Source organism: Streptomyces sp. BE303 (genome assembly GCF_036290945.1).
In the GTDB taxonomy this organism is placed as follows: Bacteria; Actinomycetota; Actinomycetes; order Streptomycetales; family Streptomycetaceae; genus Kitasatospora.
The window spans coordinates 12,718-32,681 of sequence record NZ_JAQYWZ010000953.1; the positions used below are offsets into that span (position 1 = coordinate 12,718).

The following is a 19,964-nucleotide window of genomic DNA, read 5'->3' on the forward strand; positions in this document are numbered from 1 at the left end:
CCGTTCGCACGGTGCCCGCCCCCTGCCCCGACCTGCCCGTTTCCGCACCCCGGTCGCACCCCGGTCGCGCCACGGCCGAAACTCGCCCTCCGTCTCCGGCTGACGCGCGGATCCGGCCCGTCCCACGGGCCCCGCCCGCCCCACCGGCCCCGCCCCGGCCGTGCACCTGCGCAGGCCCCGCCCGGTGGTCTGGGAGGATGGCGGGGTGGACGAGACCCCCGACCCCGCCGCCCTGTCCGGCCCCGGTGCACCGATCAGGTCGGGTATCCCGGAGCACGGCCGGGTGCCCAAGTACTACGCCGTCAAGGGTCGGCTGGAGGAGCTGCTCGACGAGCTCGGCGAGGGTGGCGTGCTGCCGACCGAGCGCGAGCTGGCCGCCCGCTTCGAGGTGGCCCGCGAGACGCTCCGCCAGGCCCTGCGCGACCTGTTGATCCAGGGCCGGGTCCGCCGGCGCGGGCGCAGCACGGTGGTGGCCGGCCCCAAGCTGGAGCAGCCGCTCTCGCTGGCCAGCTACACCGAGGGGGTCCGCCGCCAGGGCCGGGTCCCCGGCCGCACCCTGATCGGGCTGGAACGGCTCGATGCTGGGACCCAGTTGGCCGGACAGCTGCGGATCGCACCGGGCGAGCCGGTCTGGCACCTGGAGCGGGTGCTGCTCGCGGACGGAGAGCGGGTCGGGCTGGAGAGCACCTACCTGGCGGTGCGGCGGGTCCCGGCGCTGGACCGGGAGTTCGATCCGGGATCCTCGCTCTACGCGTTCCTGGCCGAGAAGGCGGGCATCACCTTCGGTGCGGCCGACGAGCGGATCGAGACGGTGCTGGCCTCGCCGCGCGAGGCACTGCTGATCGGTACGCCGCCGGCGCTGCCGATGCTGCTGCTGCACCGGCTGACCAGGGATCCGGCCGGTGCCCCCGTGGAGCGGGTGCGCTCGCTCTACCGGGGTGACCGCTTCAGCTTCACCACGCGTCTCGAAGCCGGCTGACGACCCCGGGGCCCGGCCCGACCCCGGTCCTGTCCCCGACCCTGACCCCGACCCCTTGTTGATCACGCAGAGATAACGGGTCTGGACCGAATTTCGAGCGCTGTTCATGCCCGGGTCGGAAGCCGGGCCACCGCCGTCCATCCGCCGATCCGACCGTGGTCACCGCCCCCCTTCCCCGCCATGACGCAGCATCAGGAGGACGACGTGACCCCGCACACCCCCGCCACGCCCGCCGCCACCCCCGCCGCCCCGGCCGCCTCCGGCCTCTCCCGCCGCGGCCTGCTCCTCGGCTCCGCCGCCGCCGTACTCGCCGCCGCCCCGCTGACCGCCGGCGCCGCCCGTGCCGCCACCGCCGCCGTGGCCGGCCGCACCCCCAAGGTGCTGGTCATCGGCCTCGACGGCACCATGCTCAACCGCATCAAGGACTCCGGCGCCGCCAACCTCAACGCGCTGATGGCCGGCGGACTCACCGCCGCCGGCAGCCTCTACGCCAACCCGATGGCCGGCACCAGCTCGGGCCCGGGCTGGTCGACCGTCGCCACCGGCGTCTGGCCGGACAAGCACAACGTCCGCGACAACAACTTCACCGCCCCCGCCTTCGCCGCCTACCCCGACTTCCTCACCCGGGCCGAGACCGCCAGGCCCGCGCTCAACACCTACGTGGTCGCCTCCTGGGCGCCGATCGCCGACATCATCTACTCCGGGCGGGTCGACACCCGGGTGGCCACGCCGTCCGCCGAGTACGACGCCGGCACCACCTCCCGCGCCGTCGCCAGGCTCCGCGACACCGACCCGGACGCGGTCTTCGTCCAGCTCGACAACGTCGACCACGCCGGCCACAGCAGTGGCTCCGCCAGCCAGGCCTACCTGGAGGCGATCCGCGGCGTGGACGCCCAGGTCGGCCAGATCCTCGCCGCCGTCCGCGGCCGGACCGGGTACGCGCAGGAGGACTGGCTGGTCATGGTCACCGCCGACCACGGGCACACCCCCACCGGCGGCCACGGCGGCTCCACCTGGGAGGAGCGGCAGACCTTCGTCATCGCCAACGGCTCGGCCTTCCCGGCCGGTTCGGTCCGGTACGACGTGCGCATGGTGGACATCGCCCCCACCGCCCTCGCCCACCTCGGCATCGCCGTCGACCCGGCCTGGGGCCTCGACGGCAGCCCGGTCCCGAGCCTCGTCCCGGACGCCTTCGACGCGCTGCGCCCGCAGCTGACCGGCCGGGTCGACGAGACCGGCATCCCGGCCGGCGTCCTCGGCTTCACCCACACCCCGCCGAGCGGCTGGTCGGTCGACAACTCCGCGATGGGCACCGGCGGTGTCACCGAGTGGCGCGGCTGGTCGTTCACCACCGACGAGTTCTGGACCAAGGCCCAGCGCGACCAGTCCCGCGAGCTCAACGTCCGCGCCCGCAACGTGTTCGCCGTCGCGGACTCCGACGAGTGGGCCGACAAGACCTTCAAGGGCAGCTACGACTCCACCCTGGTCAGCCCCGAGTACCCGGTCGCCGGACTGGCCACCGTGCCGGTCTCCTTCACCACCTACTACCAGCAGGAGGGCGCCCAGACCGCCCAGGTGCTCGCCGTCTGGGACGGCGGCGCGCCGGTCCAGGTGAAGAGCTACACCGCGGAGACCAACGGCCGGCAGACCCTGAACCTGGCCGTCCCGGCGGGCGCGAGCCGCCTGCGGCTGCGGTTCCGGTACACCGGCAGCAACAACTGGTACTGGGTGCTCGACAACGTCCGGGTCGGCCAGAGCTAGGGGCCGGCCGGCCCGCCGGTCGGACCGCCCGCCGGCCCCTCCGGCGAGGCGACCGGGGCGACCGGGGCGAGCGCGGCGCGCAGCCGCCCGGCGACCTCCGCCGCGCCCGCCTCGTCGGGGTACTTCCCGCGCGGCCAGAAGAAGCCGCGCAGCCCGTCCTTCGGGTTGCGCGGCACCACGTGGACGTGGAGGTGCGGCACCGACTGGCTGATCCGGTTGTTCGCCGCGACGAAGCTGCCCGCCGCTCCCATCCCGAGCTCGACCGCCGCCGCCACCCGCTGCACCCGCAGGAAGAACGGGCCGACCTCGGCCGGCGGGAGGTCGGCCAGGGTGGGGTGGTGGGCGCGCGGTACGACCAGCACGTGGCCGGGGAAGAGCGGGCGGCGGTCCAGGAAGGCCACCGCCGACCCGTCGTCCAGCACCCGGTGCGCGGGCTCGGTGCCCGCCACCACCGCACAGAAGACGCAGTCCATCCGTCCATTCAAGCGGCCTCCCGCCGTACCGGCGCGCCGGTGCGGCGGCGTCACCCGTCCGGACCCCGACCGGGTGCGGTGCGCCCCGGCCGGGGCGCACCGTGCAGGAGGGGGCGCGTGGCGCGCCCCCTCGACGAGGAGGTGGCCCGGATGGCGGGCAAGTTCGAGGTGTACGAGGACTCCGGCGGCAAGTTCCGGTTCCGGCTCAAGGCGGGCAACGGCGAGATCGTCGCCACCGGCCAGGGGTACGCGAGCAAGGACGCCGCCCACAAGGGAGTCGAGGCGGTCCAGCGGGCCGCCGCGGGCGCGAGCGTGGTGGACGTGGCCAAGGCCGCGGCCTGAGCTCCGGTCCGCGGTGCGCGTGCGGGAGGCCGGGCCGGACGCGGAGGTGCGTCCAGCCCGGCCTCCCGCACCGTCCCGGCTCCGGCCGGGCGGGTGGCCGCTACTCGTACCGGTAGAGCAGCGCCTCCCGCTCGTTCTGCTCGATGGCCTCGACGGTCAGCGACGGGTCCCCCAGGTGGGAGAGGGTGACCTCGGCCGAGCTGGGCTGGGCGTCCGCGGCGAGCCAGTTCTCCGGCTTCCACGCCGAGGAGCGCAGGAACGCCTTCGGGCAGTGCGCGTAGACCTCCTCGACCGCCACCACGATCGCGCTGCGCGGCGGCTTGCCGACCGCCGTCAGCTGCTCCAGCAGCCGGGGATCGGTGGAGACGCAGGCGCGGCCGTTCACCCGCAGCGTGGAGTCCCGGCCCGGCACCACGAAGATCAGCCCGATCCGGCCGGTTTCGACGATGTTGTGCAGGGTGTCCAGTCGCTTGTTGCCGGTCGCGTCCGGGATCGCCAGGGTGTGCTCGTCCAGCACCGACACCAGCCCGGCCGGCCCGCCGCGCGGGGAGACGTCGCACCGGCCGTCCGCGTCCGCGCTGGCCACGAAGACCAGCGACGAGCACGCGATCAGCCGGCGCGCCACCTCGTGGAGGTGGTCGACCTGCTTGCGACGGGCATGGACGCCGGGCTGCTCGTAGACCTCCCGCAGACCCGCGGCGTCGCGGACGGCGCTCGCGCCGAGCGCCTCGAACAGGCCGTTCGGGGCGCCCGGTTCGACGGTTGACGGGTCGGGAGTCTCCGGTGTGCTGGTCATACCGGAAATCTAGCGGAGGGCCTCCGGGTGATCGCCGACGGGCGGCGGCGAGGCCGCCCGCGACCCGGCCGCCGGGTCCGGGTTCGGCGGGACCGCCGACCTCCCGGGCCTGCTCAGACGATCAGCGGCACCGGGTGCACCTCGTCCGCCGGGTGTCCGGCGCGTTCGTGGACCCGCTGCACGGCCTCCCTCGACGGACCCTCGGAGAGGCAGTAGACGATGCCCGACTCCGGGTCGGCCCACGCCTGTTCGAACTGCACGCCCTCCTCGGCCTGGATCGCCAGGTCGGCCTGGTGGGCCATCCGCAACTCGTCCTGCGTGATGCCGGCCATCCCGTGGTGGACATCCATGAACTTCGCCATCGTGCTCGCACCTCCTGGAGCCTGCGGACGGCCGCCGCCCGTCCGCCTACCACCAGCGTGCGCCCGGCGCACCGCGGACCGCCACCGGGAGCCCCGCGCACCCGGCGCCCGCCGCGTACTCCCGTCCGCCCGCATTCCCGGCCTCCGCGTGAAACAGACCACAGCCGGGGCCTCTCCCTGGGACCGCACGGATCATGGCACAATGACGGCAGTAGTAGCAGTGACGTTCAGCGCACTCCGGGGTCGGTGAAAATCCGAACCGGCGGTTACAGTCCGCGACCCGTCCGCAGCCAGCGGCCGGTTGACCAGGTGAAATTCCTGGACCGACGGTTAAAGTCCGGATGGGAGGCGTGCGCGACGGACGAGAGAGCGGTATCCGCGGTCCCCCGGTGGACCGCGGACGTGCACGACGGCAGAGGTCTCCTCTGCCGTCGGCCGGTCGGCGGTGACCCGTGACCACGGGCGGCCCCGCCGTCGGCGGATCCGTGCACCCCGTGCCCGTCCGTGTCATCTCCCGTGCCACAGCCCCGGAGTCCGCGCCCCAAGCGCGAGGAGAACCCGGGTGTTCACCGGCATCATCGAAGAGCTCGGCGAGGTCGTGTCGATCGAGGAGATCGGCGACTCCTCGCGAATCCGCCTGCGTGGTCCGGTGGTCTGTCAGGACGCGCACCACGGCGACTCCATCGCGGTGAACGGCGTCTGCCTGACCGTCGTCGACAGCCCCGACCAACTGGCCGCCGGAACCGGCGAGTTCAGTGCGGACGTGATGGCCGAGACACTCCACCGTTCCAGCCTGGGCGAGTTGAAGCCCGGCTCGCGGGTCAACCTGGAGCGGGCCATGGCGCTCGGCGCCCGGCTCGGCGGACATCTGGTGCAGGGTCATGTCGACGCCACCGGGCGGCTGTTGAGCCGCGAACCGGGCGAGCGTGACGCCGCCGGCGAGCTGCGCTGGGAGGTGCTGCGCTTCTCGCTCCCGGAGTCGGTCTCGCGCTACCTGGTGGAGAAGGGCTCGATCACCGTCGACGGTGTCAGCCTCACCGTGGTCGAGGCGGCCCGTGACAGCTTCACCGTCAGCCTCATCCCGGCCACCCTCGCGCTGACCACGCTCGGGACCAGGGCCGTCGGCGAGAGCGTCAACCTGGAGGTCGACGTCCTCGCCAAGTACGTGGAGCGGCTGCTGGAGTCCCGCACGCTCCCGGCCCTCCCCACCCTCCCCACCCTTCCGACGACCGCCGGAGAGAACACGTGAACTGGCTCAACGGCACCGTCCACCTCTTCGGTCAGGACGTCTACCGCTCGGACATCATCGGCAACCTGCTCGGCCTCACCGCGCTCGCCCTCGGCTGGCGGCGCTCCCGGCTGACCTGGCCGGTCCAACTGCTCTCCGGGGTCGTCCTGGTCGGCGCCTACTGGTCCGCCCACCTCAGCGGCGGTGTGGGCAAGCAGTTCGTGGTCATCGTGGCCGCCGTCTGGGGCTGGACCCGCTGGCAGCGCGGCAAGCACGGCGGCGGCGACGTCGAGGTCCGCTTCGCCACCGGCCGGGAGCGCGCCGTGCTGATCGGCGGCACCGCGCTCGGCACCGTGGCGGTCGGCACGCTCTTCACCGTCTACCCGCAACTGTCGTGGGACGCCTGGCCGGACGCCTACATCTTCGTCGGCACGCTGGCCGCGATGGTGGCCCAGGCCCGCGGCTGGGTCGAGTTCTGGTTCGCCTGGGTCGCCGTCGACCTGGTCGGCGTCCCGCTCGCCTTCAACAACGGGCTGGTCTTCTCCGGCTTCACGTACTCCGTCTACTTCGTCCTGGTCCTGCTCGGCCTGCGTGCCTGGTGGCTGCGCGGCCGCACCGCCCGTCCCTCGACCGACCGCGTCCTCCAGGGAGCCTCCGCATGACCGAGAACCAGACCCCGGCCCGCACCGGCGACCACGCCGACGTGCTCGACCTCGCCCTGGACCCGGTCGAGCGGGCCGTCTCCGACATCGCGCTCGGCCGCGCCGTGATCGTGGTCGACGACGAGGACCGCGAGAACGAGGGCGACATCGTCTTCGCCGCCTCCGCCGCCACCCCCGAGCTGATGGCGTTCACCATCCGCTACAGCTCCGGCGTGATCTGCGTCCCGATGACCGGCGACGAACTGGACCGGCTCAAGCTCCCCCCGATGACCCAGGTCAACGAGGACCGCAAGGGCACCGCCTACGCCGTCTCGGTCGACGCCCGCGACGGGGTCTCCACCGGCATCTCGGCCGCCGACCGGGCCCGTACCGTCCGGCTGCTCTCCTCGCCCGGCACCGGGCCCGGCGACCTGGCCCGCCCCGGGCACGTGTTCCCGCTGCGGGCCGTCGACGGCGGCGTGCTGGTCCGCCCCGGTCACACCGAGGCCGCCGTCGACCTGGCCCGGCTCGCCGGGCTGGCGCCGGCCGGTGCGATCGCCGAGGTGGTCAACGACGACGGCACCATGGCGCGGCTGCCCGAGCTGGTCGCCTTCGCCCGCGAGCACGGTCTGGCGATCATCTCGATCGAGGACCTGATCGCCTACCGCCGCCGGACCGAACTGCACGTCGGCCGGGCCGCCGTCACCTCGCTGCCCACCGAGTTCGGCGAGTTCACCGCCGTCGGCTACCAGGGCACCATCGACGGGGTCGAGCACATCGCCCTGGTCGCCGGCGGGCTGGACGCGGACGGCCGGCTCCCGGACGGCGAGGACGTCCTGGTGCGGGTCCACTCGGAGTGCCTGACGGGCGACGTCCTCGGCTCGCTGCGCTGCGACTGCGGCCCGCAGCTGCAGGCCTCGCTGCGGCGGGTCGCCGAAGCCGGCCGCGGTGTGGTGCTCTACCTGCGCGGCCACGAGGGCCGGGGCATCGGTCTGGCGCACAAGCTGCGCGCCTACGAGCTGCAGGAGCAGGGCCGGGACACCGTCGACGCCAACCTCGAACTGGGCCTGCCCGCGGACGCCCGCGACTACAGCATCGGCGCCCAGATGCTCTGCGACCTCGGGGTGCGCTCGCTCACCCTGCTGACCAACAACCCGGAGAAGCTGACCGCGCTCACCGAGCACGGGCTCAAGGTCAAGGGCCGCGAGTCGGTGGAGATCCCGGCCGGCGAGCACAACCTGCGCTACCTGCGGACCAAGCGCGACCGGATGGGCCACGACCTGCCCGGCCTCGGTTCCTGACCCGCGGAGCGACACCGCGCACCACCCGCCCGCACCACCCACCCGCACCGCCGAACCACCGAGCCGAACCATCGAAAGGCACCCGCACATGAGCGGCCACGGAGCCCCCGAGCTGACCATCGACAACGCCGCCGGCCTCAAGGTCGCCGTGATCGCCGCCCAGTGGCACGAGCAGGTGATGAACGGCCTCCTGGACGGTGCCCACCGCGCCCTGAAGGAGCTGGGTGTCGCCGAGCCGACCGTCCTGCGCGTCCCCGGCACCTTCGAGCTGCCGGTGGCCGCCAAGCGGCTCGCCGACCGCGGCTACGACGCCGTGATCGCCCTCGGCGTGGTGATCCGCGGCGGCACCCCGCACTTCGACTACGTCTGCCAGGCCGCCACCGCCGGTCTCACCCAGGTCAGCGTGGACACCGGCGTTCCGGTCGGCTTCGGCGTGCTGACCTGCGACGACGAGCAGCAGGCGCTGGACCGGGCGGGCCTGCCGGGCTCCGCCGAGGACAAGGGGCACGAGGCCGTCACGGCCGCCGTCGCGACCGCCGTCACCCTGCGCGCGCTCTGAGCCGCGGGCGGGCCGCGCCTTCGCGGGCCCGTCCCCGCCCACCCGTTCGGGAACCCGGACCGTGGACGTCCACCGGACTGTCCACGGTCCGGGACCGTTTACCGCCCGTAAGCCCGCACGCCGTAAGGTGAGTCCATCATGGCTTCGAAGACATTCGAGGAGCTCTTCACCGAGCTCCAGCAGAAGGCCGCCACCGGCGACCCCTCGTCCTCCCGTACCGCGCAGCTCGTCCAGCAGGGCGTCCATGCGATCGGCAAGAAGGTCGTCGAGGAGGCCGCAGAGGTCTGGATGGCCGCCGAGTTCCAGTCGGACGAGCAGACCGCCGAGGAGATCTCCCAGCTCCTCTACCACCTTCAGGTGATGATGGTCGCCCGTGGGCTGACGCTCGACGACGTCTACAAGTACCTCTAGAACCGGTCCGGCACGTAACCCCCTTCGTCACACCCAACAGGTAAGGAACAGACCTCCATGCTGCGCATCGCCGTTCCCAACAAGGGTTCGCTCTCGGGTCCTGCGGCGGAGATGCTCCATGAGGCCGGCTACCGCCAGCGCAAGGACGCCAAGGAGCTCGTGCTGGTCGACCCGGGCAACCAGGTCGAGTTCTTCTTCCTGCGCCCGCGCGACATCGCCGTCTACGTCGGCTCCGGCCGCCTCGACGTCGGCATCACCGGCCGTGACCTGCTCCTGGACTCGCACTCCAACGCGGAGGAGGTGCTGGCCCTCGGCTTCGGCGGCTCCACCTTCCGCTTCGCCCGCCCGGAGGGCGTGGACGTCCAGGACGTGCAGGGGCTGGAGGGTCTGCGGATCGCCACCTCCTACACCGGCCTGGTCGAGCAGCACCTCGCCGACCACGGGGTCAAGGCCACCGTCACCAAGCTGGACGGCGCGGTCGAGACCGCGGTGCAGCTGGGCGTCGCCGACGTGATCGCCGACGTGGTGGAGACCGGCACCAGCCTGCGCAACGCGGGCCTGGAGGTGTTCGGTGAGCCGATCCTGGTCTCCGACGCCGTGGTGATCCGGCCCAAGGGCGCCGGCGAGGACCCGGCCGTCGACCAGTTCCTGCGCCGTCTGCAGGGCGTCCTGGTGGCCCGCCGCTACGTGCTGATGGACTACGACATCCGCGCCGAGAACGTCGGCGCCGCCGTCGGCCTCACCCCGGGCCTGGAGTCGCCGACCGTCTCCCCGCTGCACACCGAGGGCTGGGTGGCCGTCCGCGCGATGGTGCTCCGCAAGGAGGCCCAGCGGATCATGGACGACCTGTGGAGCATCGGCGCCCGGGCGATCCTGGTCACCAACATCCACGCCTGCCGTCTCTGATCCGCCTGCCGCCTGCGGCCCCGCAGGTAAGGACCGGTTGAATGGGGCGGGGACGCCGTACGCGTCCCCGCCCCTTCCCCGCACCAGCCGTCGAACCACCCCGGAGCCCCTCGTGTCCACCACCGCCGAGTTCCCCGTCACCTGGGCCCCGCGCCGCACCCGTGCCGTCCTGCTGCCGGTCTGCGCGCTGCTGGTGGTGCTGTTCGCCGTGATGGCGGTCGCGCTGCCGGCGAACTGGCAGTTCAACGACCGGCTGATGATGGCGGCCAGCGGGGTGTTCTTCGCCTCGGTGGGCCTGATGCTGGCCCGCCCCCGGGTCAGGGCCGACGCCGAGGGCGTCACCGTGGTCAACTTCGTCCGCAGCCGTCGCCTGGCCTGGGCCGAGATCGTCCGGGTCAACTTCCGCCAGGGCGACCCGTGGGCCACGCTCGACCTCGCGGACGGCTCCTCGCTGGCCGCCGTCGGCATCCAGTCCGGTGTGGGCAAGGCCCAGGCGATCGCGGACGCCCGCGCGCTGCGCGACCTGGTCGAGCGCCGCGGCCACTGAGCCGCCGTTCCGCCCCTCGCACCGCCCTTCGCCCCTTCACGCCCTTCGCGGGTCCGAACACGGATCCGACATGCGCACGGGTATCGTCTACGCTGGTAAAAGCGGGGCAAAGGCATTGTCCTGCCCGAAAACGACCTGAGGAGTGAAACCCCCCGTCCATGGACGATCCGTCCGGTAGTACCTACGCCGCCCAACTTCCGACCCTCGGAAGGCAGGCGGCACTGTGATCACCGCCTGGCTGCTGCTGCTCGCAGCCCTTCTGCTCATCCTCGCCAACGGCCTCTTCGTGGCCGCCGAGTTCGCCTTCGTGACCGTCGAGCGCGGCGCCGTCGAGCGCTCCGCCGAGGCCGGGGACGCCAAGTCCGGCCGGGTCTCCAAGGCCCTGCGGCACCTCTCCTTCGAGCTCTCCGGAGCCCAGCTCGGCATCACCGTCACCTCGCTGGTGGTCGGCATGCTCGCCGAGCCGGCGCTCTCCGTCCTCCTGAAGCCCGTCCTCACCGGCGTCGGCCTGCCCGAGGGCGCGGCCCGAGGCACCGGCGTGATCATCGGCATGGTGCTCGCCACCGTGGTGCAGATGGTGATCGGTGAGCTGGTCCCGAAGAACTGGGCGATCTCCCGGCCGCTCCAGGTGGCCCGCGCGGTCGCCGCGCCGCACATGGCCTTCTCGCGCGTCTGCCGCCCGCTGATCAGCGTGCTGAACGGTTCGGCCGACCGGATGGTCCGCGCCTTCGGGATCGAGCCGCAGGAGGAGCTGGGCCACGCCCGGACCCCTGCCGAGCTGGTCTCGCTCGCGCGTCACTCGGCCAGGGCCGGCGCCATAGACGAGGAGTCCGCCACCCTGTTCGTGCGGACCCTCGGCCTCGGCGACCTCACCGCCGAGTCCGTGATGACCCCGAGGATCGACGTGGCCGCGCTCCAGCACGACGCCAGCGCCGCCGACGTCCTCAACCTGACCCGCGCCACCGGCCTCTCCCGCTTCCCGGTCTACAGCGACAGCCTGGACGAGGTCACCGGCACCGTCACGCTCAAGGACGCGCTCGCCGTCCCCTCCGGCCGGCGCGCCTCGGTCCGGGTCTCGGACCTGGCCGTGCCGCCGCTGCTGGTGCCCGCGACGCTCCCGGCCGAACGGCTGCTCGACCAGCTGCGCCGCCTCCAGCCGATGGCCATCGTGGTGGACGAGTACGGCGGCACCGCCGGCGTGGTCACCGTCGAGGACATCGTCGAGGAGATCGTCGGCGAGGTGCAGGACGAGCACGACCCGGCCGACACCCCCGAGCTGCTGCCGCTGCCGCCGGTCGACGGACAGCCCGTCTGGGCCGCCGACGGCCGCGCCCGGCTCGACCAGCTGGAGGCCATCGGCCTGTACGCCCCGGACGGTCCGTACGAGACCCTGGCCGGCCTGGTCACCGACCTGCTCGGCAAGCTGCCCGCCCCGGGCGAGCAGACCGAGCTGCCCGGCTGGCGGTTCACCGTCGAGGCCGTGGACCGCCACCGGACCAGCCGGGTCCGGGTGGAACGCACCGCCGAGCACCACCACTTCTTCGGCGACGACGAGGACGGGACCCGATGACCGCGCTCCAACTGGCCGTCGCCGTCCTGCTGCTCCTCGGCAACGCCTTCTTCGTCGGCGCGGAGTTCGCCGTCGTCTCGGTCCGGCGCAGCCAGATCGAGCCGCTCGCCGAGGCCGGCAACAAGCGTGCCCGCACCGTGCTGCACGCGCTCTCCAACGTCTCCGCGATGCTCGCCGCCGCGCAGCTCGGCATCACCGTCTGCTCGCTGGGCCTCGGTGCCCTCGCCGAGCCGACCATCGCCCACCTGCTGGAGGGGCCGTTCCACGCGATCGGCATCCCGTCCGGCCTGATGCACCCGCTCTCGTACGGCATCGCCCTGGCCGTCGTGGTCTACCTGCACATGGTGATGGGCGAGATGGTGCCCAAGAACATCGCGCTGGCCGGCCCGGAGAAGGCCGCGCTCTGGCTCGGCCCGCCGCTGGACCGCCTGGCCCGCTGGCTCACCCCGGTGATCTCGTTCCTGAACGCCTTCGCCAACGGCGTGCTGAAGCTGTTCAAGGTCGAGGTCAAGGACGAGGTGGAGTCGGTCTTCACCACCGAGCAGCTGATGTACCTGCTCGTCGACTCCCGGGACGCCGGCCTGCTCGACGAGGGCCGCCAGGAACGTCTGGAGGACGCCCTGGAGCTGGGCCGCCGCCCGGTCACCGAGGTCCTGCTCACCCCTGAGCAGCTGGTCACCGTGGACACCAAGGTGACCGCCGCACAGATCGAGGAGCTGGCGCTGCGCACCGGGTTCTCGCGCTTCCCGGTCGCCGACGGCGACCCGGCCGGCCACGGCTACCTGGGGTACCTGCACCTCAAGGACATCCTGGACGTCGAGGACCCGACCGCGCCGGTCCCGGCCCGCCTCTGGCGGCCGATCACGGTGGTGCGCGGCACGCTCCCGCTGGACGACGCGCTCGGCGCCATGCGCCGGGCCGCCTGCCACCTGGCGGCCGTCCTCGACGCCGACGGGCGGACGCTCGGCGTGGTGATGCTGGAGGACGTCCTGGAGGAGCTGGTCGGCGAGGTCCACGACCCGGACCACCGCTCCGCGGCGTAGCCGGCCCCGGCCTTCGGCCCGGCCCTTTCGCTCAGGGCGATTCCGCTCTGAGCGTGCGACTGTTCCCATGCCGCCCACCCTCTGTGCAGGGTGGGCGGCATGAAGCTTCTACTGCTGGGTGGGACGGAGTTCGTCGGTCGGGCCGTGGCCGAGGACGCGGTGGCGAGAGGGTGGGAGGTGACGGTCTTCCACCGGGGGACGCACGCTCCGCCGGAGGGGGTGGCCGAGGTCCGGCACGGGGACCGGACGGCCGGGGGCGGGCTCGCGGCGCTCGCCGAGGGGGAGTGGGACGCCGTGGTGGACACCTGGTCCGGCGCCCCGTCGGCGGTGCGCGAGAGCGCCCGCCTGCTGGCCGGCCGGGTCGGCCGGTACGCGTACGTGTCCAGCCGCTCGGTGTACGCCTACCCGGCCCCGGCCGGCGCGGACGAGACCGCGCCGGTGGTCGACGGTTCGCCCGACGACGGCGGTGACGTGGCGTACCCGCAGGCCAAGCGGGGCGGCGAGCTGGCGGTGCTGGACGCGTTCGGCGACCGGGCCCTGCTGGTGCGGGCCGGACTGATCCTCGGCCCGTACGAGAACATCGGCCGGCTGCCCTGGTGGCTCGGCCGGATCGCCCGCGGCGGCCCGGTGCTGGCCCCCGGGCCGCGCGACCTCGCCGTGCAGTACATCGACGCCCGCGACCTCGCGGCCTGGACGCTGGACGCCCTGGCGGCCGGCCTCGGCGGTCCGTACGACCTGGTCGGCCCCAGGGGGCACACGACCATGGGCGAGCTGCTGGAGGCCTGTGTGGCGGCCACCGGCGCGGACGCCGAGCTGCGCTGGACGGAGCCCGCGCCGATCCTGGCGGCCGGCGTCGAGCCGTGGAGCCACCTGCCGGTCTGGATCCCGCCGGGCGAGCTGTACGACACCATGCACGGCTCCGACGTCGCCAAGGCGGTCGCGGCCGGGCTGCGCTGCCGCCCGGTGGCGGAGACCGTCGCCGACACCTGGGCCTGGCTGACCGCGATCGGCGGCACCGCGCCGCAGCGCCCGGACCGGCCGAAGGTGGGGCTGGACCCGGAGCTGGAGGCGAAGGTGCTGGCGGGCTGAGCGGGCCGCCGGTGACCGGACCGGCCGGGGCGGCCCGCCCCGGCCGGTCGCCCCGGCCCGGTGCCTGCCCGCAGCCTGCCCGGTACCGGTTCAGCTCCGGCCGTCGATCAGCTCCCCGTACGCCTGGACCAGGTCGGGCAGCCGGAGGGTGGCCAGGTCCTCGCGGCCGGGCGGTTCGCGCAGCATGGTGAGCCGCAGGTCCCGGTAGGCGCAGGACTTCTCGTACAGGGTGCGGATGAACCGGCCATTGCCCAGCTCGTCGATCCAGCCCTCGCGGACCACGTGGGTGCAGATCGAGGCCAGCTCCTCGGTGGCGTCCTCGTCCCAGCCGTCCCCGTCCCGCCCGGCGAGCGCCGAGCCGATCGCGGTCAGCTCGCCGGGGCGGTAGCTGGGGAAGTCGACCCGGGTGGTGAAGCGGGAGTTGAGGCCGGGGTTGGTGGCGAGCAGCCGGTTCATGCCCTCGGGGTAGCCGGCCAGGATCACCACCAGCCGGTCACGGTTGTCCTCGGCGCGCTTGAGCAGGACCTGGAGCGCCTCGTCGCCGTACGCGTCGCCCTTGCTGTAGCCGGAGTTGGAGAGGCTGTACGCCTCGTCGATGAAGAGCACGCCGTCCAGCGCGGAGTCGATCAGCTCGTTCGCCTTGACCGCGGTCTGTCCGAGGAACTCGCCGACCAGGTCGGCCCGTTGGGCCTCGACCAGGTGGTCGCCGGAGAGCAGCCCGAGGGCGTGGAAGACCCGGCCGAGGATCCGGGCCACGGTGGTCTTGCCGGTGCCGGAGGGGCCGGAGAAGACGAAGTGGCGCTTGGGCGGCTGGACCGGCAGGCCCTGCTCGGCGCGGAGCCGGGCCATCCGCAGCTGTGCGGAGAGCGCCCGGACCTGCCGCTTGACCGGCTCCAGACCGACCATCTGCGACAGTTCGGCCAGGGCCGCGTCCAAGTCGCCCCGGTCGTCCTCGCGTTCGACCGTGGTGAAGGCGTTCGCGGTGCGGGGGAGCGCCTCGCCCCGGGCCGGGGCGGGGGCGGCCGGCGCGGCCGGGGCCGGCTGCGGAGCGGCCGAAGAACCGGAGCGCCCGCCGCCCGCCGTGGAACCGGGCACGCTGCCGGGTCTGTTGTCGGTGCCGGTCCCCGCGGTGGCGGGCGCGGCCGGCGCCGCGGGGTAGGGCTCGGCGTCCGGGCCGGGAACATCCGCAACCGAACCGCCGGGGCCGTCGGGACCGGTGAGGGCCGGCCCCGGCCCCTCCGCACCGACACCCGCCGGGTTCGGACTCCCGCCGGCGAGGCCGTCGCCGCCGAGCCCCTCGACGCCGGGACCGCCCGGGCCGGGAGCCTCCGCGCCGACCGGGTCCGGTCCGAAGGCCCCGTAGCCGACGGGGTCGAGCCCCGTCGGGTCCAGCGCGTCCAGCGCCTCCACGGAGCCCGGCGAACCCGGGGGATCCAGGGGGTCCAGGGGGTCCAGCCCGTCCTCCGGGCCGCCCGCGCGGCCCGTCTCGCGGCCTAGCCCGCCCGCTGCGCCGGATTCCAGCAGCGCGTCGGCGACGCCGTCCTCCGCCGAGATCGCGGTGAGCCGGGCCGCGGTGTCCATGAACGCGGGATCGGCCCGGTGGACGGCCCGGTAGAGCGGTAACGCGGCCGCGCTGCGCCCGGCGCCCTCGTACGAGCGGGCCAGCCAGTACCGCAGCTCCTTGCGCTGCGGCTGCTCGGAGCGGCAGCGGGCGAGCGACGCGGCGAGCGGCCCCTGGGCCTGCGCGCACATGTCCAGCCGGACCCGCGCCATGCCGGCGAAGAGTCCGGCCTCGATGCCGAGCAGCGGGTCGTCCAGCAGCCGGTCGGTGTCCCTGATCAGCTGCTCCCAGTCCTTCAGGAGGTAGGACCGGCAGGCGTGCAGGAACCGGGCGCACGGGTCGTCGTCGGGGGCCGGGCACTGTTCCAGGGCCTGGTCCAGCTCGGTGAGGTGACGCCCGTCGAGCCAGTGGGAGGCGTGGGCGAGCGCCAGGTCCCGGGTGTTCTCCAGGACCGGCTGCACCCACCAGCCGAGCCAGTACCAGGAGCTGAGCGGCCGGCCGTGCCGGCGGCGTTGTTCACCGAACCGCTTCTGGTGGCGGTACATGGCGAGCAGCGCGCCGGAGGTGTCGCTGCGCAGCGCGTGCAGGCCGAGCCAGGCGTCGGCCATGCCGGGGTCCAGCCGTACGGCGGCGCGGAACTCCTCCTCGGCCCGGGAGTACGCGCCGGCCGTGTAGGCGTCCATGGCACGGAGCCAGGCACGGTCGGCGAGCCGGTCCGGCGCCGTGCCGCCCGCGTTGTTGCTGTCGGAACTCTCCACCGTCGTCACTCACGCCCCCCGCGGTGTGGCTCGGGGCTCGGCCGGCGGGGCGATGTGCGGAGCCGGCCGGTGGTCGTCAACCCCCGGGGCGCCTATGCGCCTGCCAGGAATCGTACCGGCGCGGCGCTGATCCGGAAGGGTGCCGCACGGTGTCAAATGCGATCGGGGGTGCGGCCGTTGGACGGTGGCCGGGGCCGGGGGAGGAATGACGGACGGCACCCCCGGCTCACGGGGGAACAAGCCGGGGATGCCGGGTCCGAGGTTGCGGATTCAACGAACCCGGCAACGTGGGAGAACCTAATTCCTGGAGATACCGCAGGTCAAGCGCTTGTTGAAGGTTCACCGAACGTGCTCGGCGCGATCCGTCCGGTCACTCCGTCGACCAGGTTTCCGGCGAACGGCCGGCTCGGGTCGTCGGCGAAATGTGCGGTTTCGGCCGACGCCCAGCCCTCCCAGAACTCGGCCAGTCCGGGCCCGTCCCGCTCCTCGCCGCGCCGCCGGGCCGACGCGGCGTCCAGTTCCATCCAGATCAGCCGGCTCAGCCACGGCCGCACCGCGCGCCGCCCGGCGCCGACCCCCTCGATCAGGACCACCGGCGCGAGCGGCACCGCGGCGGTGCGGGCGAACCGGCGCAGCGTCCAGTCGTAGACCTCGTACGCGGCGTCCCGCCCGGCCGCCAGCGGCTCCAGCACCTGCGTGCGCAGGCGCCCGGTCCAGCCGAACGGTTCGGCGTGGGTGGCCAGGTCGTCCAGGTGGACCACCGGCGCCCCGCCCAGCGCCGCCGCCAGCCGGTCCGTGAACGTGGTCTTGCCCGAACCCGCGTGGCCGTCCACCGAGACCAGCCGCACGGGCCCGCAGGAGGGCGGCAGCGCCCGCAGCCCGGCGGCCAGGCCGCCCAGGTCCGGAGCGGGCGCGCGGGGCCCCTCTACAGGGGGAGCGGAGGTCTCGGAACAAGCCACAACGTCAACCCTACGGGGGGCCGTGCGCCGATGCGGACAGTGAGGGAAGGCAGGTCGTGACGGCAGCGCCGTGATCGGGCATACTCACTTCGCCACGTATGTGAACGGCCGTTCACCGCAATCCGGTGCCGGTCGGGCCGACCTGCCACACCCCGCGCGGGGCCCACCACTCCCGGGGCCCGGTGCCAGATCGAGGAGGCGACCAGCCGCTATGACCCCCTCCCCTGCGAAAGCCGTGGACCGCCAGCTGCCGAGCGAGGAGGCCCGTGAGCTCCTGAGCCTGACCCGGGACCTCGTCCAGCGCGAGCTGCAGCCGCGCGCCGCCGAGGACGAGGCCGTCGGCCGCTTCCCGCGCGAGGTCTTCCGCACGCTCGGCGAGGCCGGCCTGCTCTCCCTCCCGTACGACGAGAAGCACGGCGGCGGCGAGCAGCCCTACGAGGTCTACCTCCAGGTGCTGGAGGAGCTGGCGGCCGGCTGGCTGGCCGTCGGCCTCGGCGTCAGCGTCCACACGCTCTCCTGCCACGCGCTCGCCACCTTCGGCAGTGACGAACAGCGCGACCGCTGGCTCCCGGGCATGCTCTCCGGCGAGCAGCTCGGCGCCTACTGCCTCTCCGAGCCGCAGTCCGGCTCCGACGCCGCCGCCCTGCGCACCCGCGCCGACCTGGACGGTGACGCGTACGTGGTCAGCGGCACCAAGGCGTGGATCACCCACGGCGGCCACGCCGACTTCTACAGCTCGCTGGTCCGGACCGGCGAGGAGGGCGCGCGCGGGATCAGCTGCCTGCTGGTGCCCGGTACCCAGCCCGGGCTGTCGGCGGCCCCGCCGGAGCACAAGATGGGCATGAAGTCCTCGCCGACCGCCCAACTGCACTTCGACGGCGCCCGGGTCCCCCGGGAGCGGCTGATCGGCAGTGAGGGCCAGGGCTTCCAGATCGCGCTCGCCGCGCTCGACTCCGGCCGCCTCGGCATCGCGGCCTGCGCGGTCGGCGTCGCCCAGGCCGCGCTCGACCAGGCCGTCGACTACGCGCGCACCCGCCGCCAGTTCGGCCGCCCGATCGCGGACTTCCAGGGCCTGTCGTTCCTGCTCGCCGACATGGCCACCCAGATCGAGGCCGGCCGGGCGCTCTACCTGGCCGCCGCCCGCAAGCGCGACGCCGGGCTGCCGTTCTCCAAGGAGGCGGCGATGGCCAAGCTGTTCTGCACCGACGCGGCGATGAAGGTGACCACGGACGCCGTGCAGGTGCTCGGCGGCTACGGCTACACGCAGGACTTCCCCACCGAGCGGTACATGCGCGAGGCCAAGGTGCTGCAGATCGTCGAGGGCACCAACCAGATCCAGCGCCTGGTGATCGGCCGCCACCTCACCAAGGGCTGAGCGGGGGCGGCCCGTGAACGGCCTCCGGGCGTCGCTCCAGGGTGCGGAGCGACGCCCGGAGGTGTCTCTTCCTCTGAGGTCCCGTCAACGACGTTCGGACAAGCCGCCGTTCAGGATGCGGTGGTTCGGCGTACGGCCGCCCGGGGCGCGGTCGTTCAGCGCCGGGTCAGTCGGCTGCGCTGTTCGGGGATGGCCGGGGCGGGCTCCACCCGGACCGGGCGGTGCACCATCGCGTGGGAGAACGGCTGGGTGCGCCAGTCGAGTTCGGAGGGCAGGGCGAGCAGCGCCTCCAGGCCGGTCGGCTCCGCGTCCTCGGCGGCGTCCACCTCGGCCAGGTCGTCCGACGGCACGCCCGAACCCGGGCAGAGCGCGGGGGAGAAGGGGTGCCAGGCGGTCGGCAGGACGGCGTGCTGCGGGAGCCGCTCCTCGTCGCCCACCAGGGCGATCGGACGCCGGCACTCCGGGCAGTGCACCCGGAAGATCTCCCAGGTGTCGGCCTCGCCCGGGTCCACCCCGGGCGCGGCGTCGTAGGGGACCGCGAGGTCCTCGCGGTCGCTCGTATCGTGGGAGTCGTCCGCGCCCGTCGGGCGGTGGTCGGCTACGCGCATGGTGATCCCCCTCGGATCGGGCCCGGCGTGGTCGCCCGGGGCCACAACCAGCACTTCCCGCCGACGCGGACTCATAATCCTGCGGCCGGGCGCACTGTGATGCACCGGGTGTGTCGTCCGCCACATTCGCCCGGCATGTGCCCGTATGACACCCCGTGGCGCCCCGGGTGACTCCGCGTGCGCCCGCCCCGGCACCGCGTGCGCCCCCGAGGGGGTAGGTTTGCGCCTTGTGGAGGATCTCGACCAACGCATCGTCCAGCTGCTCCTCCAGGACGGCCGGATGAGCTACACGGACCTGGGCAAGGCGACCGGCCTGTCCACTTCGGCGGTGCACCAGCGCGTGCGCCGGCTGGAGCAGCGCGGCGTCATCCGCGGCTACACCGTCATCGTCGACCCGGACGCCGTCGACCTGGCCCTGACCGCGTTCATCTCGGTCAAACCGTTCGACCCCAGCTCCCCGGACGACACGCCCGAACGGCTGGCCGGCCTGCCCGAGATCGAGGCCTGTCACAGCGTCGCCGGCGAGGAGAACTACATCCTCAAGGTCCGGGTCGGCGCCCCCGGTGACCTGGAGGACCTGCTGGCCCGCATCCGCAGCGCCGCCGGCGTCTCCACCCGTACCACCGTCGTGCTCTCGACCCCCTACGAGGCGCGCCCCCCGAAGCTCTGAGCGGGCTCCGGGGAGGTGCAGACTA

At 73.7% G+C, this 19,964-nt stretch carries 21 protein-coding genes and 1 riboswitch; of the genes, 15 read left to right on the forward strand and 6 right to left on the reverse strand.

Features of this window, described 5'->3' with window-relative positions; all coding sequences use genetic code 11:
* Window positions 1-205 precede the first annotated feature (205 nt).
* Window positions 206-979, forward strand: coding sequence for a GntR family transcriptional regulator (locus PUR56_RS40005; RefSeq protein ID WP_329952576.1), 774 nt, complete (start codon window positions 206-208; stop codon window positions 977-979).
* 180 nt (window positions 980-1,159) lie between these two features.
* On the forward strand, window positions 1,160-2,740 hold the full coding sequence (locus PUR56_RS40010; protein WP_329952577.1) for an alkaline phosphatase family protein: 1,581 nt from the start codon (window positions 1,160-1,162) through the stop codon (window positions 2,738-2,740).
* Here PUR56_RS40010 and PUR56_RS40015 read toward each other — a convergent pair.
* A complete protein-coding gene (locus tag PUR56_RS40015) occupies window positions 2,737-3,213 on the reverse strand; it encodes an HIT family protein (protein WP_329952578.1) in 477 nt (158 codons plus the stop codon). The two genes, PUR56_RS40010 and PUR56_RS40015, sit on opposite strands and share 4 nt — an antisense overlap.
* Window positions 3,214-3,330: 117 nt before the next feature.
* On the opposite strand from PUR56_RS40015, the gene PUR56_RS40020 reads away from it, so the two are divergent.
* The gene (locus tag PUR56_RS40020) at window positions 3,331-3,555 is read left to right on the forward strand and encodes a YegP family protein (RefSeq protein WP_329884183.1); all 225 of its coding nucleotides are present in this window, start codon (window positions 3,331-3,333) and stop codon (window positions 3,553-3,555) included.
* A 100-nt stretch (window positions 3,556-3,655) separates the two neighbouring features.
* Here the strand turns inward: PUR56_RS40020 and PUR56_RS40025 are convergent, their stop codons facing one another.
* Window positions 3,656-4,351 (reverse strand): MSMEG_1061 family FMN-dependent PPOX-type flavoprotein, encoded by a 696-nt coding sequence (locus PUR56_RS40025; protein ID WP_329952579.1) that lies wholly within the window; start codon window positions 4,349-4,351, stop codon window positions 3,656-3,658.
* 113 nt (window positions 4,352-4,464) lie between these two features.
* Window positions 4,465-4,713, reverse strand: a complete 249-nt coding sequence (locus tag PUR56_RS40030) for an SCO4226 family nickel-binding protein (RefSeq protein ID WP_329884187.1) — start codon at window positions 4,711-4,713, stop codon at window positions 4,465-4,467.
* Window positions 4,714-4,942: 229 nt separating this feature from the next.
* A riboswitch (FMN riboswitch) is annotated at window positions 4,943-5,070 on the forward strand.
* Window positions 5,071-5,275: 205 nt separating this feature from the next.
* Here PUR56_RS40030 and PUR56_RS40035 point away from each other — a divergent pair.
* From PUR56_RS40035 to PUR56_RS40080, 10 genes are all read left to right on the forward strand, one after another.
* Window positions 5,276-5,962, forward strand: coding sequence for a riboflavin synthase (locus PUR56_RS40035; RefSeq protein WP_329952580.1), 687 nt, complete (start codon window positions 5,276-5,278; stop codon window positions 5,960-5,962).
* Window positions 5,959-6,603 (forward strand): nicotinamide mononucleotide transporter family protein, encoded by a 645-nt coding sequence (locus PUR56_RS40040; RefSeq protein ID WP_329884190.1) that lies wholly within the window; start codon window positions 5,959-5,961, stop codon window positions 6,601-6,603. Before PUR56_RS40035 ends, PUR56_RS40040 begins: the two co-directional genes overlap by 4 nt.
* Window positions 6,600-7,883, forward strand: coding sequence for a bifunctional 3,4-dihydroxy-2-butanone-4-phosphate synthase/GTP cyclohydrolase II (locus PUR56_RS40045; RefSeq protein ID WP_329952581.1), 1,284 nt, complete (start codon window positions 6,600-6,602; stop codon window positions 7,881-7,883). The genes PUR56_RS40040 and PUR56_RS40045 overlap by 4 nt, the downstream gene beginning before the upstream one ends.
* 88 nt (window positions 7,884-7,971) lie before the next feature.
* On the forward strand, window positions 7,972-8,442 hold the full coding sequence (gene ribH, locus PUR56_RS40050) for a 6,7-dimethyl-8-ribityllumazine synthase (RefSeq protein WP_329884194.1): 471 nt from the start codon (window positions 7,972-7,974) through the stop codon (window positions 8,440-8,442).
* A 138-nt stretch (window positions 8,443-8,580) separates the two neighbouring features.
* Window positions 8,581-8,853, forward strand: a complete 273-nt coding sequence (locus PUR56_RS40055) for a phosphoribosyl-ATP diphosphatase (RefSeq protein ID WP_030306151.1) — start codon at window positions 8,581-8,583, stop codon at window positions 8,851-8,853.
* A 57-nt stretch (window positions 8,854-8,910) separates the two neighbouring features.
* On the forward strand, window positions 8,911-9,759 hold the full coding sequence (gene hisG, locus PUR56_RS40060; protein ID WP_329884203.1) for an ATP phosphoribosyltransferase: 849 nt from the start codon (window positions 8,911-8,913) through the stop codon (window positions 9,757-9,759).
* A 112-nt stretch (window positions 9,760-9,871) separates the two neighbouring features.
* Window positions 9,872-10,306 carry a PH domain-containing protein gene (locus PUR56_RS40065; protein ID WP_329884205.1) on the forward strand — a complete coding sequence of 145 codons (435 nt, stop codon included), beginning with the start codon at window positions 9,872-9,874 and terminating at the stop codon, window positions 10,304-10,306.
* 223 nt (window positions 10,307-10,529) lie between these two features.
* Window positions 10,530-11,876: a hemolysin family protein gene (locus PUR56_RS40070; RefSeq protein WP_329884207.1), complete on the forward strand. Its 1,347-nt coding sequence runs from the start codon at window positions 10,530-10,532 to the stop codon at window positions 11,874-11,876.
* The gene (locus tag PUR56_RS40075) at window positions 11,873-12,919 is read left to right on the forward strand and encodes a hemolysin family protein (RefSeq protein ID WP_329952582.1); all 1,047 of its coding nucleotides are present in this window, start codon (window positions 11,873-11,875) and stop codon (window positions 12,917-12,919) included. The genes PUR56_RS40070 and PUR56_RS40075 overlap by 4 nt, the downstream gene beginning before the upstream one ends.
* Window positions 12,920-13,018: 99 nt before the next feature.
* On the forward strand, window positions 13,019-14,008 hold the full coding sequence (locus PUR56_RS40080; RefSeq protein WP_329952583.1) for a reductase: 990 nt from the start codon (window positions 13,019-13,021) through the stop codon (window positions 14,006-14,008).
* Window positions 14,009-14,098: 90 nt separating this feature from the next.
* On the opposite strand, the gene PUR56_RS40085 is transcribed toward PUR56_RS40080, so the two are convergent.
* Both PUR56_RS40085 and PUR56_RS40090 read right to left on the reverse strand, forming a co-directional pair.
* Complete coding sequence (locus PUR56_RS40085; RefSeq protein WP_443034626.1) at window positions 14,099-16,327, reverse strand: AAA family ATPase; 2,229 nt, start codon at window positions 16,325-16,327, stop codon at window positions 14,099-14,101.
* Window positions 16,328-16,647: 320 nt separating this feature from the next.
* The gene (locus PUR56_RS40090) at window positions 16,648-17,286 is read right to left on the reverse strand and encodes a uridine kinase family protein (protein WP_443034627.1); all 639 of its coding nucleotides are present in this window, start codon (window positions 17,284-17,286) and stop codon (window positions 16,648-16,650) included.
* A 211-nt stretch (window positions 17,287-17,497) separates the two neighbouring features.
* Here PUR56_RS40090 and PUR56_RS40095 point away from each other — a divergent pair, with 211 nt between their 5' ends.
* Window positions 17,498-18,661: an acyl-CoA dehydrogenase family protein gene (locus PUR56_RS40095; protein WP_329884215.1), complete on the forward strand. Its 1,164-nt coding sequence runs from the start codon at window positions 17,498-17,500 to the stop codon at window positions 18,659-18,661.
* Between the two features lie 155 nt (window positions 18,662-18,816).
* Here PUR56_RS40095 and PUR56_RS40100 read toward each other — a convergent pair whose 3' ends face one another.
* On the reverse strand, window positions 18,817-19,269 hold the full coding sequence (locus PUR56_RS40100) for a hypothetical protein (RefSeq protein ID WP_329884217.1): 453 nt from the start codon (window positions 19,267-19,269) through the stop codon (window positions 18,817-18,819).
* 229 nt (window positions 19,270-19,498) lie between these two features.
* Between PUR56_RS40100 and PUR56_RS40105 the strand changes: the two genes are divergently transcribed.
* Window positions 19,499-19,939: an Lrp/AsnC family transcriptional regulator gene (locus PUR56_RS40105; RefSeq protein ID WP_329884219.1), complete on the forward strand. Its 441-nt coding sequence runs from the start codon at window positions 19,499-19,501 to the stop codon at window positions 19,937-19,939.
* The last annotated feature ends 25 nt before the right edge of the window (window positions 19,940-19,964 follow it).